A 14,285-nucleotide genomic window follows, 5' to 3' on the forward strand; every position below is an offset into this window, starting at 1 on the left:
CCGGGTCTGGACATCGGCCATCCGATGTGGGCAGGATGCTGCGCGACCCGGCACCCGTGCCGCACAAAAGGAGAACTCGGTGTCCACCTCCACCGACCACGGCCGGCCCGACCCGGAGTCGAGCAACCCCGCCCTGACCCGCGACGGCCGCCCGGTCTCCGACCGGGGTGACACGGTCTGCGTCATCGGGGCGGGCGCGAGCGGTCTGACCGCGATCAAGAACCTCACCGAGCACGGCTTCGGCGTCGACTGCTACGAGCGGGAGACCGGCGTCGGCGGCGCCTGGAACTGGCGGCACGACCGCAGCCCGGTGTACGCGAGCACGCACCTGATCTCGTCGCGCCCGTTCACCCAGTTCCCCGACTTCCCGATGCCGGACCACTGGCCGGACTACCCGCACCACGGCCAGCTGCTGTCCTACTTCGAGCGGTACGCCGATCACTTCGACCTGCGCCGGCACATCTGGTTCGGCACCGAGGTGGTGCGGGTCGAGCCGGTCGAGGGCGAACGCTGGGACGTGACCACCCGCAGCACCGGCGGCTACGGTCCGGAACGCACCTCCCGGTACGCGGCCGTCGTCGTCGCCAACGGCCACAACTGGTCGCCGAAGCTGCCCGGCTACCAGGGCCTCGCCGAGTACCGGGGCGAGATCATGCACGCCTCGTCGTACAAGGACCCGGCGCAGCTGCGCGGCAAGCGGGTGCTTGTCGTCGGCGGCGGAAACACCGGCTGTGACATCGCCGTGGAGGCCGCGCAGCAGGCGTCGCGGTGCTGGCACTCCACCCGCCGGGGCTACTGGTACGCGCCGAAGTACGTGCTCGGCCGCCCCGCCGACCAGGTCAACGACGCGCTGCTGGCGCTGCGGGTGCCACGGCGGGTGCGGCAGTGGCTCTACCACCTCACGCTGCGGCTGACCGTCGGCGACCTGACCCGCTTCGGGCTGCCCAAGCCCGACCACCGGGTGTACGAGACGCACCCGATCGCCAACAGCCAGCTCGTGTACTACGTGGGCCACGGCCGGATCACCCCGGTGCCGGAGGTCGCGCGCTTCCACCGCTCCGCCGTCGAGCTGACCGACGGGCGGCACGTCGACCCGGAGCTGGTGGTGTTCGCCACCGGCTACCTGCCACGGTTCGAGTTCCTCGACCCGAAGATCCTCGGCGACGACGGCGCGACCGGGCGGCCGGTGCTGTGGCTCAACGCGTTCGTGCCGAACCGTCCGACCCTGGCCGTGGCCGGCCTGGTGCAGCCCGACTCCGGCATCTTCGCGTTGTCGCACTGGCAGGCGGTGCTCTTCGCCCGGCTGCTGCGGCTGCGGGTGACCCGACCGGACCGGGCGGCGGCCTTCGCCGCGACGGTGACCGCCCGGGCCGGGGAGCGCTACTCGGGGCCGGTCAAGGACAGCAGCCGGCACTGGTTCGAGGTCGGCCACGCCGACTACCTGCGCGCGGTGCAGCGCGCCCTCCACGACCTGGAGCAGAAGTGACACAGCAGGTGCGGATCATGCGGGGATGGGAGTGGGCCCGACCGGTCCGCCCGGTCCGGCGGGAGGTGCTCGGCGCCGCCCCACAGGTCGAGGAGGGCCGCCCCCCGCTGCTGTTCGTGCCCGGCTTCGGGCACGGCGCGTGGGCGTTCGCGGAGCACTGGTTGGGCCACGCGGCCGCGCGCGGCTTCCCCGCGTACGCGCTGAGCCTGCGCGGTCACGCCGGCAGCGAGCCGGCGCCGGACGCGACGCTGCGCGCGTACGCCCATGACGTGGTCCAGGTGGCGTCGAGCCTGCCGCGCCAGGCGGTGCTGGTGGGGCACGGTGCCGGGGCGCTTGTGGTGGCGCACGCCCTGGCGCGCTATCCGGCCCGCGCCGCCGTGCTGGTGGCGCCGGTGTTCGGCGGCTGGGCCACGGCGGCTGTCGCGCTGCGCCGCAACCCGCTGGGGACGCTGCCGGCGCTCGTGGGCGGCCGGCTCCGGTTGAGCCGCGCGCAGCTGTTCAGCCGTGAGCTGCCGGTGGACGACGTTCGGCGGCACCTGTCGCGGCTGGGGCGGGCCGGCCGGCGTGCGCAGTGGCAGCTGCTGCTCGGCCGGGAACCCGAGCCGGCGGTGGGTGACCCGCCGGTGCTGGTGCTGGGCAGCCCGGACGACCGCGTCGTGCCGGCGTCGGCGCTCACCCGGGCCGCCCGGCGGTACGGCTCGGCGCCGCTGCTGTTCCCCGGCATGGGACACGACCTGATGCTGGACGCCCGGTGGCAGGAGCCCGTGGACGCGATCCTGGACTGGCTGGAGAAGGACCCGGGACAGCGCTGAGCCGCGGCTCAGTCCGCTGTGCCGAGCCGGCTGAGCAGCGAGCCGTCCTCGTCGAGGGCGGACAGGTAGGAACGGGCCCAGGCGTGGATGTCGTGCTGGCGCAGGTGCTCGCGCATGGCCCGCATCCGCTCGCGGATGTCGTCCGGCCGGGCCCGCAGCGCCGCGAGCAGTCCCTGCTTGAGCCCCTCCAGGTCGTGCGGATTGACCAGGTACGCCTGGGGTAGCTCGGCCGCGGCGCCGGCGAACTCGCTGAGCAGCAGCGCCCCGGTGTCGTCGACCCGGGCGGCGACGTACTCCTTGGCCACCAGGTTCATGCCGTCCCGCAGGGGGGTCACCGCCATCACGTCGGCGACCCGGTACAGCGCCGCCAGTTCGGCGCGGTCGAACGGCTGGGTCAGATAGTGGATGGCGGGCTCACCGACCCGGCCGAACTCGCCGTTGATCCGGCCGACCTCGCGCTCGACCCGCTCGCGGAGGATCTGGTACTGCCCGACCCGCTCCCGGCTCGGCACCGCCACCTGCACGAGCACGGTGTCGCGCACCTTCACGTGCCCGTCGGCGATCAGCTCGCTGTAGGCCTTCAGCCGCTGCTCGATGCCCTTGGTGTAGTCCATCCGGTCGACGCTGAGGATGACGTGCTCGGGGCTGCCGAGGTCGCGGCGGAGCCGGCCGGCCCGGTCGGCGACGTCCGGCCGGGCGGCCAGGGCGGCCATCTCGGCGGTGTCGATGGAGACCGGGAACGCGCCGATGCGGACCACCCGGTCGTCGACGGCGATCCGGCGGTCGGTGGCCGGCAGGCCGAGCACCTTCACGGCGAGCTGGGCGAAGTTGTGCGCGGCCTGGGCCCGCTGGAAGCCGACCAGGTCGGCGCCGAGCATGCCCCGCAGCAGCTCGGCCCGGCGGGGCAACTGCATGAACAGCTCGGGCGGCGGGAACGCCACGTGCAGGAAGAAGCCGATCCGCAGGTCCGGGCGCAGGGACCGGAGCAGGCCCGGCACGAGCTGCAGGTGGTAGTCCTGCACCCACACCACCGCTCCGGGTTCGGCCACCTCGGCGGTCGCCTCCGCGAACCGCTGGTTGACCCGCTGGTACGCCTCCCACCAGCGCCGGTGGTGTTCCGGCTGCTCGACCGCGTCGTGGTAGAGCGGCCACAGGGTGGCGTTGGCGAAGCCCTCGTAGTGATCGCGCAGGTCGTCGGCGGTGAGCGGCACGGTGTGCATGCGCACGCCGTCGATGTCGGGCAGCCTCGGTGCCGGTCCGGTGCCGCCGGCCCAGCCCACCCAGGTCGCCGGCGTGCGCCGCAGCAGCGGGTGCAGGGCGCTCACCAGGCCGCCTGGGCTGCGGCGCCACTCGCAGGCGCCGTCCGGTGCCGCACTGTCGTCGATGGGGAGGCGGTTGGCGACCACCACCAGGGAGCTCTGTCGCATCTCGGGCGTTCCGATCTGCCGGGGAGCGACCGCCGGGGAGAGGGGGAAGGAACGGCCGGCAGTCAGCGGAGGGGGACATGACGGACAGCGGTATTCCTACTGACCGTAAGTTACACCACTGTTACGCCACCGGCCGGGGGAGCGGGCGTCCCGGGATGCGGGCGTAGCGATCGACGAGCGTCTCCGGACGCCGCCGGTCAGACGACCGCGCCGTCGTCCGGGTCGTGCTCGTCGCGGTCGCCGGGGCGCAGCCGCCAGACCAGCGTGACGAAACCGGCCAGGATGCCGGTGAAGCCGAGCAGGGTCACGATCCCCGGGTCGGCCGGGAACAGCGACGGAAACAGGAACAGCACGAAGCCGACCACGATGGCCAGCGTGCCGACCGCGGCGTACTTGGAGATCCGGGGCAGTGGCGGCGGCGGTGGCGGCGTGTACCGCTCCTCGTCCTCGTCGTCGGGCAGGTCCGCGCCGAAGGTGTCCAACCCGTCGAGCAGCGACGGCTCGTCCTCCCGGCCGCGACCGACGGTGACACCGGAGATGTCCGCCGCGTACGGCAGCCGTCGAACGTCGGTGGCGGTCGGGCCGTCGGTGGCGGCCCGGCCGGGCCGGTCGTCGTCCACGTCCTCGGCGGCGGGCCACGGACTGTCGCCGCCACCGGCGGTGGTGTGGAACCCGGCGACGATGCGCGCCCACTCGGCCTCGATGTCCGGCTCGTCGTCGCGCGTCCGGTCGGCGGCGCCCTCGTCGGCGAGCTGGGTGAGGTAGTCCCGGGCGGTCCGCAGGTGCGACCGGTCCACGTACAGGCGGTCGACCGGGCGGGACGGGACCGTCGTGGTGCGGGTGACCGGGTTGAGGTCGGCGGAGGGTTGCAGGTAGGCGGCGATGCCGCCGGCCGCGAGCACGTCGAGCAGATGCTCGCCGACCCGGGGATCCACGTCGCCGGCGACCGCGTACTCGCTCGCGTCGAGCCCGTTGTCCCGCCGTCCCCGGCGGGCCCCACCCGCTGACACCGGACAACCTCCTCATCGCGCGCCCGTGGCGCGACCTCGCGAGCCCCCTCGGCGTCACTGCGCCCGCCGTGCCTTGAATCGTGACACGTCGAGGGCCGGTTCCGGGAGTGCGTTGTGTCGCGTCTTGCGCCGTCAGTGCCCGTGGTGCTGGTGACGGGTGGGGATGATTGTCCGTTTGTGCGCGGACCGCGCGGTCAGGGCCGGATCGGCGCGACGATGTCCGCCACCTCGACCCGGACCGGGTCCGGGTTCGCCCAGCTCCAGTTGGGGTGGGCGCGGTTGGTCAGCAGGACCAGGACCATCCGGCGGTCGGGGTCGACCACCAGGGAGGTGCCGGTGAAGCCGGTGTGCCCGAAGGTGCGCGGCCCGCTCAGCTTCCCCATGAACCACGGCTGGTCGAGCACGACGCCCAGGCCGTGCGCCGAGGTGCGGTTCGGCCGCTCGGGGTCGACCGCGGGAAGCCCGGCGTTGACGTTGCTGAGCATCTGCCGGGTGATCTCCTCGGAGAGGATCCGGGTGCCCCGGTACGCCCCGCCGCCGAGCAGCAACTGACCGATCACGGCCACCTCGGCCGCGGTGCTGAAGACACCGGCGTGCCCGGCGATCCCGCCCATGTGGTTGGCGACGTCGTCGTGCACCACGCCGCGCAACAGTCCCCGCGACGAGCGGGCGTCGGTGGCCACCAGCCGGGCCGCCTGGTCGGCGGCGCTGAGCCAGGTCTTCGGCTTGAAGCCGGTGTCCTTCAGGCCGAGCGGTCCGGTCAGCCCGGTGTTGAGCGCCTGGTCGAACCGCTGGCCGGTGACCTCCTCGACCAGGAACGCCAGCACCATCAGCCCGACGCTGGAGTAGCGGAACACCGCGCCCGGCGCCGCGCCGCTGATCAGTGGGGTGGCCAGGACCGCCGCCCGGCGGGCCGCGTCGTCGGGCAGCCCGGCGACCTTCGCCCCGACCGGCAGGCCGCTCGTGTGCGCCAGCAGCATGGCCACGGTGACCCGGTCCTTGCCGGCGCCGGTGAAGCCGGGCAGGTAGTCCACCACCGGTGCGGACAGGTCGATCCGACCCTTGTCGACCTGCTGCAGTACCAGGATCGCCGTGTAGACCTTGGTGATCGACGCCAGGTCGAAGATCGAGTCGTACCGCATCCCCACCTGCTTCGACTCGGGCAGCAGCACCGGGCCGGCGTCGTACCGCAACGCCTTGCCCACCACCGCCTTCGCCACGGTCGCGCCGCCCACCTGGCAGAGCGCCACCGCGCCCGCGTACCCGGGGTGCTTCGGGTTGACGCTCGTCGGCGCGAGGTGGCGGTGCAGCGCCACCCGCAGCCGGCCGCCCGCGAGCGCGCCCTCGCGTACCACCGGCCCGGTCGTCCCGGTGGCGTCCGGGACCGCGACGCGCGCCGCCGACCGGCTCGGCGCGGCCGACGCACTCGCGCTGGCGCTCGGGCTCGCGCTCGCGGCGGTCGCGCCGGCATTTGCGGAGCGGACCGCCTCGCGGCAGCCGGCGAGGGTGGCGGCGGCGGCGAGACCGGCGCCGAGCGCGGTACGGCGGGACATCGACATGGGCCGCATCATGACAGCAGCGGTTGGATCGAGTCCAACCACCCGACCCGTCCCGCGGCATCGACAGGTGATGTGATCTGCAGCACATTCCTCCGATGGGGCGTGCCGGGATGCCCAGGGCCGCCCTGGTGGGTCGTGATCACCGAAGGTCATCGCCCGGAGGGCGTTGGTCCGGCCGCTTCGCCGTGGACGCGAGGTGGCGCCGCAGCGCTTCGCCACGCGACCGCGACCGAGTCGGTGCCGACGCAGCGGTGAGTGACGATCGCCGATCGGACAAGTCGGGTTGGCGTGACTGGAGAGATCTGAAGCCTTTCGATCAACCTGTCCGGAAATGATCGCTGCTTGTATGTGCGCGGTGCCCGCCTGTCAAGGGATTGATCAGCAGCGATCGGCCTTTCTATGCTGCGCGGACTTTTTCCATTGCGACACGGGGGCTTCGATGGAAGAACCGTTGGGTACTGGTGTGTTCGTGGCGCTGGCGCGCGGGGTCTTCGCGCGCTGGGCCGGACGGCTCGCGCTGCTGCTGGCGGTCGTCCTGGTGGCGACCATGTCGGACGTGCCGAGGCGGGTGGAGCGGCCCGCCGTGGCGGCGCCGAAGCCAGCGGCGCAGCAGAAGCCCACTTGCCCGGCCGACCGCCCGGACGAGGTGTCCGCGGCGGTGGCGGCCCGGCTCTGCGGCGACCGGGTGGAGGTGGCGAACCGGCGTTCCGAGACCATCCAGGTCTTCGCCAACCCGGACGGCACGCTTACCGAGGAGCAGGCGCTCGCCCCGGTCCGGGTACGCCAGGACAACACCTGGGTGCCCGTCGACCTGACGCTGCACCGCCGGGCCGACGGCGTCGTCGTCCCGAAGGCGCATCCGCGCGGGCTGACCTTCGCCGGGGCCGCGCCGGGCGCCGGTGAGCACGAGGTCGCCTCGATCGGCAGCGGCGCCGAGCGCGCCGTGCTCGCCTGGCCCGGCCCGCTGCCGGAGCCGGTGCTCAACGGCCGGACGGTCACCTACCCCGACGTCCGGCCCGGCGTCGACCTGGTCTTCCACGCCCACGCCACCGGCTACGAGCAGCACGTCGTCGTCAAGAACCGCGCGGGCCTGGCGCAGGTGCGGAAGCTGAGCCTGCCGCTGCGGACCGGCAAGCTCACCGTGGCCGGCGACGGCATGGGTGGCCTGGTCCTCAAGAACGCCCGTGGCCGCCAGGTGGGGCGGGCGCAGACGCCGCTGATGTGGGACGCGAAGGTGTCCCCGCTCTCCGGAGAGCACGTCAACCACGCCCCGGTCGGCCTGAAGACGACGACCACCGGTGACCGGACGGTCATGGAGCTGACCCCGGACGCGAACTTCCTGGCCCGGCCGGACCTGACGTTCCCGGTGACCATCGATCCGCCGACGTCGTTGTCGCCGTCGTTCGACGCGTTCGTGCAGAACAGCTACTCCAGTGACCAGTCGGGTTCGGCGGACCTGAAGCTGGGCTACTCCAACGACGGCGGCACCTTCTACGCGCGGTCGTACCTGCGGTTCAACACCACCGGGTTCGCCGGCAGCCGGATCATCACGGCGAAGCTTCGGTTGTGGAACTACCACTCGTGGTCGTGCACGGCGGCGTCCTGGGAGGCGTGGCGCACCGACTACGTCGACTCCTCGGTGCGCTGGACGAACCAGCCCACCGCCCGGGCGAAGGTCGGCACCTCGACCGAGACCCGCGGCTACAACTCGTCCTGCGGTGACGGCTACGTCTACATCGAGGTCGGTGGCGCGCTCCAGCACGCTGCGGACACCAGCGCGAGCAGCGCCAGCGTGATGCTGCGGGCCACCTCGGAGACCTCCACGGCCGGCTGGAAGCGGTTCGACTCCGCCGAGGGCGGCCGTCCGCCGCTGGTGAGCATCACGTACAACAGCGCCCCGTCAGCGCCGACCGCGCTGGCCGTCGCGCCGTGTTACACGTCGTGCGGCTCGGGGGCGCGGACCTCGTCGCTGCGGCCGACGCTGTCGGCGAAGCTCGCCGACGCCAACGCCGGACAGACGCTGCAGGCCGAGTTCGTGGTGCGTAACAAGGCCACCCAGGCGGTGGTCAGCTCGTCCGGCCTGCGCTCCGGCAGCCCGGCCTGGACCAACGGCTCCACCGCCTCCTGGCAGGTGCCGGTCGACCTGGCCAACGGCACCCAGTACGAGTGGCAGGTCCGGGCCAAGGATCCGTGGAACTACGGCTCCTGGACGGCGTGGACGCCCCTGACCGTCGACACTCAGAAACCCGGCGTGCCGTTCGTGTCGGCCACGATCTACCTCAACGACGGGCAGCCGCACGGCGGCGCCAGCCAGCCGGACACGTTCACCTTCACCCCGGCCGGCGACACCACCGACCTCGCCGCGTTCGTCTACAAGTTCGACTACGACAGCGCGGCGACCACCGTCGCCGCGACCGGCACCAAGTCGGTGACCCTCGCGCCGCGCGACGGTCACCGCACGCTGACCGTGCAGGCGAAGGACTCCGCGGGCAACCTGTCCAACCCGAACCTGTACGTCTTCGACGCCGGCAACGCCGCCCTGGCCGAGCCGCTGCCCGGCGCCACCATCGTCAAGCGCACCAAGCTGCGCATCACCACCCCGGTCGCCGGCTACACCCGCACGTACTTCGAGTACCGGCGCGGCCCGGGCGGGGCGACCCTGCCGGTGCCGTCGGCGAACCTGACCTCCGCCACCGGCGCGCCGATCACCGCCACCGCCGCCAGCCCGGTCGCGCTGTCGTCGTTGGGCGGGTACGCGATCTGGAACGCCACCGACACGCTCGGCCTGATCGGCGGCGTGGTGGAAGTGCGGGCCCACCTGTACACGGCGAGCGGGACCACCCCCGCCTACACCATCCCGTGGGTGCGGGTCAGCGTCGACTCCAACGGTGACGGTGCCGCCGGCGACGAGGTCGGCCCCGGCTCGGTCAACCTCCTGACCGGTGACTACGCGCTCTCCGCGAGCGACGCCGACGAGCTGGGCATGTCGGTCGCCCGGTCGGCCTCGTCCCGCGGCCCGGCCGACGGCTACCAGCCGATGGCCCAGCGGCTCACCCCCAACCAGCAGCAGGTCTCGACCGACCTGACCGGCTTCACCGTGCCGTCCACGTCGTCCGCGCTGCGCTCCACCGCCCGGGGCCAGGGCGAGACCACGCCCGCCGACTCGCTGGAGATCACCCCGGTCACCACCACAAGCAACGACACCTACGTCGCGGTCGGCGGTGACAACGGTGGACTGCGCCTGGGCATGGCACCGGGCAAGACCTACCGGATGACCGGCTGGATCTACGTGCCGGCCGCCACCGGGCTGGTGCCCGCGTACACCGCGCGCGGCCTGCGCATCGTCGGCTTCCACAAGGTCGGCACCACCTACACCGAGGTCGCCTCCCAGATGGCCGGCTACACCGACGGCTGGCAGGAGCTCTCCGTCGACATGACCGTGCCGGCCGGCGCCACCGAGGCGTTCTTCCGGCTGTACAACGGCATGCAGGGCGGCTCCGGTCGCAAGGTCTACTGGGACAACCTCTCGGTCACCGAGATCGTCGCACCGTTCGGTCCGGCCTGGACCGGTGGCGCCACCGGCGGCGCGGCGGACGTCGACTACACCACGGTCACGCTGCCCGAGCCTTCGCTGGCCCGGGTCAACACCATCGGTGGCGGCTGGATCACCTTCGCCAGGAACCCGGACGGGACCACCTTCACCCCGGAGCCCGGGTCGGAGGGCCTGGTGCTGAGCAAGGTCGGCAGCACCGCGTACCGGCTGACCGAAGCGGATGGCACGGTCACCGAGTTCACCCAGCACGGTGGCGTCTGGGCCGCCACGTCGTCGTGGACGGCCGAGTCGAGCACGACCTCCCGCTACGTCTACGACACCACCGGCAACCGCCTGCTCCTGAAGAAGGTGATCAACCCGGTCGAGCCGGGCATCGGTGACTGCGCGGCCACGACCCCGGCCCGTGGCTGCGAGGTGCTCGAGTACGAGTACGCCACGGCGAGCACCCCCGGGTTGAGCCAGACCGTCTTCGGTGACTACCCGGACCGGATCTCCGGCGTGAAGTTGTGGGCCTGGGACCCGGACACGTCCGCGATGACGGCCACCCACATCGCCCGGTACGCCTACGACGACCTGGGCCAGCTGCGGGAGGTGTGGGACCCGCGGATCAGCCCGGCGCTGAAGACGGGCTACGAGTACGCCGGCGGCCGGGTCACCAAGGTCACCCCACCCGGTGAGCTGCCCTGGCACGTCGACTACGGCAATCCGGACGTCGACTCCGCCGCCCTGCGCTGGGACCTGGACGCCGGCTCCGGCACCAGCGCCGCCGACTCCTCGGGCAGTGGCCGGAACGGCACGATGGCCTCGGGGGTCTACTGGGCCCAGGGCAACGACCCGGACAACCCGGCCGACCGGGCCGCCGCCTTCACCGGCGGCACCGGCCAGCAGATCAGCGTCGCCGGCGCCGCCCTGTCCAACACCGCTTCCTACACCGTTTCCGCCTGGGTGCGGTTGACCGACAAGACCGTCAACCGCACCGCCGTGTCCAAGGACGGCTCGCGGACCAGCGGCTTCTTCCTCAACTACGTCGCCGCGGACGACCGGTGGGCGTTCTCCCGGGTCAGCTCGGACAGCGACAGCGCCACTCCGATCCGGGCCACCTCGAACACCGCCCCGGTACTCGGCAAGTGGACCCACCTGACCGGCGTCTACGACACCGCCAGCGGCCGGATGAAGCTCTACGTCGACGGCGTCCTCCAGACCACGACCGCGGCGGTGGGCGGCTGGAACGCCACCGGCGGGTACGTGGTCGGCCGGGCCAAGTGGGCCGGAGCCGCCAGCAACATCTGGCACGGCGGCATCGACGACGTCCGCATCTACGGCCGGGCGCTTACCGACGCGCAGGTTGCCGACCTGGCCGGCGACGAGAACGCCGGCCGGCTGCTCAAGGTGCGTCGGGCCGCCCTCCAGCAGGGCTCGAAGACGGCCCTCGACGGGGAAACCGCGACCACCGTCGTCTACAACGTGCCGCTGACCCAGGCCGCTGGCGGCCCGTACAATCTCGACTCCGCCGCCATCTCCACCTGGGGGCAGGTCGACCTGCCCACCGACGCCACGGCCGTGTTCGGGCCGGAGGACGACCCCGGCCGGAGCAGCGCCACTCCAGGCCTGCCGGGCACCAACGGCTACCGGTACGCCACCGTCCACTACCTCTCCGCCGGGGGCAAGGAGGTCAACACGGCCACCCCGGGCGGCTACATCGACACCAAGGAGTACGACCGGTTCGGCAACGTGATCCGGCAGCTGGAGGCCACCGAGCGGGCGCTGGCGCTGGGCACTCTGCCCGACGCCGCCGACCACCTGGCCGAGCTGGGCCTGGCGGGCTCGGACACGGCGACCCGCGCGCTCGCCCTGTCCACCGTCAACACCTACAGCTCGGACGGCCTCGACCTGCTGGAGACGCTCAGCCCGACGATGAGCCTGGTGCTGGAGAATCCGGTGCCCGATCCGGACGGGAGCGGGCCGTTGGAAGCCGTTCCGGCGGGAGCGACGGTGATCGGGCGGGCCCGCACACTCAACACGTACGACGAGGGCAAGCCCGACGGCGCCGCGTACCACCTGATCACCAAGGAGCGCACGGGCGTACAGCTGATCGGGTACCCGGACGCCGACGTGCGCACCACGACGTTCTCCTACGACGCCCACAACGGCGGTGTCTCCGGCTGGACCATCGGCAAGTTCACCACCATGGTCGCCGACGCGGGTGGCGCCAACCTGACCGCACGGGGCGTGTACGACGCGACCGGTAAGGCACTCAAGTCCTGGGGGATCGGCTCGTCCGGCTCGGACGCCCGGGCGCGGGAGCACATCTACTACACGGCGGGCGCGAACCCGCAGGACGCCGCCTGCGGCAACCGGCCGGAGTGGGCGGGTCAGGCGTGTGTCAGCCGGACCGTCGGGGCGGTCACCGGGCACGACCCCGCCCGGATGACGACGCAGCTACCGGTGCGTCGGGTGACCAGATACAACCGCTACGGCAGCGCCGAGGAGGTCGTCGAGACGGCCGGTGGCCGGACCCGGACCACCGTCACCACCCACGATGCCGCCGACCGGGAGGTGACCACCTCGATCACCGGCGACGACGGGGTCGCGATGCCGGCGGTCACCATCACCTACGACCCGGCCACCGGTGAACCGGCCGTGACCACCTCGGGCACCGCGACGATCACTCGCGAGCAGGACCTGCTCGGCCGACTGGTGCGGTACACCGACGCCGACGGCGGCGTGACGAACACCGAGTACGACCGCTTCGACAACCGCGTCAAGGTCACCGACCCGACCGGTTCCGTCACCTTCGCCTACGACCGGACGGTGGAGCCCCGTGGTCTGGTGACAAGCGTCTCCGACAGCGTCGCCGGGACGTTCACCGCGCGGTACTCGCCGGACGAGCAGTTGGTGCAGCTCGGTTACCCCGGCGGCCTGACCCGGACCGACCGGCTCAACGCGAACCACGAGCCGGTCGAGCGGGTCTACACCCGGGACTCCGACGGGGCGGTCGTCTACTCCGAGTCGGTCGTGGAGAACGTGGCCGGCCAGCGGGTCCAGCACAGCTACACCGGCGGCAGCAAGCTCTACTCGTACGACCGACTCGGGCGCCTGGTCCGGAGCCGGCACGACAGCGCCATCACGGCCGGGTGCGTGACCCGGACCTACGGCTATGACGACCGCACGAACCGGACCCGGCGGTCGACGTTCACGCCCGGCGTGGACGGGGAGTGTGCCGAGTCCACCCTGGACACGGAGGAACTGCACACCCACGACACCGCGGACCGGTTGACGGACCCGGGTTACACGTACGACGCCTTCGGCCGTACCACCGGAATGCCCGGCGGACTCACGAACACCTACTACGTCAACGACCTGGTGCGGCAGCAGACCCGGGGAGACGCGCGGCGGACCTGGACGCTCGACCCGCTCCACCGGTTCCGCGGCTCCACCACGGAGACGCTCGTCGACGGGGTGTGGGGCTCCTCCGCCGGCAAGCTCAACCACTACGGCGACGACTCGGACAAGCCGAGCTGGGTCGTCGAGGACGTCGCGCAGGGTGTGCTCACCCGCAACGTGTCGGGGCCGGACGGAGACCTCGTGGCCACCGCCACGGACGGCCAGGTCCAGCTGCAGCTGGCCAACCTGCACGGTGACGTGGCCGCCACCGTCGACCCGGGACTCACCGAGCCGGAGCTGTACGACTACGACGAGTTCGGCGTGCCGGCCGAGGGACAGGCGACCAACCGGTACGGCTGGCTGGGCGGCAAGCAGCGGTCGGGCGAGGCGCTGGGTGGTCTCCTGCTGATGGGGGTCCGGCTCTACAGCCCGTCGCTCGGCCGGTTCCTGCAGGTCGACCCGGTCGACGGCGGTAACGCGACGGCCTACGACTACTGTTCCGGCGACCCGGTCAACTGTGTCGACCTGGACGGGAAGTTCTGGGGCCGGGTGAAGCGGGCCGCGCGCGGTGCGTGGAACTTCGTGAAGAAGAACCCGGGGCTGGTGGCCGCTACCGTGGCGGCCTTCACGCCGCCGCCGGTCAACCTGATCGCCGGCGGCATCGCGGTGGCCTACTCGCTCCGTTCGGCCCGAGCGAACATCAAGAAGGGCCGTTGGGGAGCGGCCGGCGCCGACCTGCTCACCGCGATTCCCGGCGTGGGCGGTGTCGCTCGCGGGGCCCGTTGGGGAATGACGGCCTACAAAGCCGGCCGGATGAGCAGGAAGATTCCCAAGTACAAGGGTTACCGGGGCGCCCGGATCGAGAAGCGGAGATACCTCAACCGCGTGCACGCCAAGCGCTCCGCCGCCAAGCGGCACTACCGCAAGATGAACCGCTGGGGCAACATCGATCGCAAGTACGCGCTGACGGCCTCGTGGGCGTACAACCGGTGTGGCAGTTACAACCCGTGCCGCAACTCCCGTGCTTCCCGCTGGTCGCGGCTCTACTAGCGGC

The 14,285-nt window shown here is 72.3% G+C and carries 6 protein-coding genes; 3 read left to right on the top strand and 3 right to left on the bottom strand.

The genetic code is table 11. The features are described 5' to 3' along the window. The first annotated feature begins 79 nt into the window (after nucleotides 1-79). A complete protein-coding gene (locus tag ABTW87_RS05695; RefSeq protein WP_350648833.1) occupies nucleotides 80-1,486 on the top strand; it encodes a flavin-containing monooxygenase in 1,407 nt (468 codons plus the stop codon). Next, nucleotides 1,483-2,298, top strand: coding sequence for an alpha/beta hydrolase (locus ABTW87_RS05700; protein WP_350648835.1), 816 nt, complete (start codon nucleotides 1,483-1,485; stop codon nucleotides 2,296-2,298). Before ABTW87_RS05695 ends, ABTW87_RS05700 begins: the two co-directional genes overlap by 4 nt. Before the next feature lie 8 nt (nucleotides 2,299-2,306). Here the strand turns inward: ABTW87_RS05700 and ABTW87_RS05705 are convergent, their stop codons facing one another. From ABTW87_RS05705 to ABTW87_RS05715, 3 genes are all read right to left on the bottom strand, one after another. Continuing rightward, nucleotides 2,307-3,725: an alpha,alpha-trehalose-phosphate synthase (UDP-forming) gene (locus ABTW87_RS05705; RefSeq protein ID WP_350648836.1), complete on the bottom strand. Its 1,419-nt coding sequence runs from the start codon at nucleotides 3,723-3,725 to the stop codon at nucleotides 2,307-2,309. Nucleotides 3,726-3,922: 197 nt separating this feature from the next. Next, nucleotides 3,923-4,735, bottom strand: a complete 813-nt coding sequence (locus tag ABTW87_RS05710; protein WP_350648838.1) for a DUF308 domain-containing protein — start codon at nucleotides 4,733-4,735, stop codon at nucleotides 3,923-3,925. A gap of 194 nt (nucleotides 4,736-4,929) precedes the next feature. Continuing rightward, on the bottom strand, nucleotides 4,930-6,294 hold the full coding sequence (locus ABTW87_RS05715) for a serine hydrolase domain-containing protein (protein WP_350648840.1): 1,365 nt from the start codon (nucleotides 6,292-6,294) through the stop codon (nucleotides 4,930-4,932). Between the two features lie 451 nt (nucleotides 6,295-6,745). Between ABTW87_RS05715 and ABTW87_RS05720 the strand changes: the two genes are divergently transcribed. Continuing rightward, nucleotides 6,746-14,281 carry a LamG-like jellyroll fold domain-containing protein gene (locus tag ABTW87_RS05720; protein ID WP_350648842.1) on the top strand — a complete coding sequence of 2,512 codons (7,536 nt, stop codon included), beginning with the start codon at nucleotides 6,746-6,748 and terminating at the stop codon, nucleotides 14,279-14,281. Nucleotides 14,282-14,285 lie beyond the last annotated feature (4 nt).

Source organism: Micromonospora sp. NPDC126480 (assembly GCF_040302465.1).
Taxonomy (GTDB): Bacteria; Actinomycetota; Actinomycetes; order Mycobacteriales; family Micromonosporaceae; genus Micromonospora.

Coding starts and splice junctions, on each gene's coding strand:
- ABTW87_RS05705 (WP_350648836.1), bottom strand. CDS start 3,725: ATGCGACAGAGCTCCCTGGTGGTGGTCGCCAACCGCCTCCCCATCGAC.
- ABTW87_RS05715 (WP_350648840.1), bottom strand. CDS start 6,294: ATGTCGATGTCCCGCCGTACCGCGCTCGGCGCCGGTCTCGCCGCCGCC.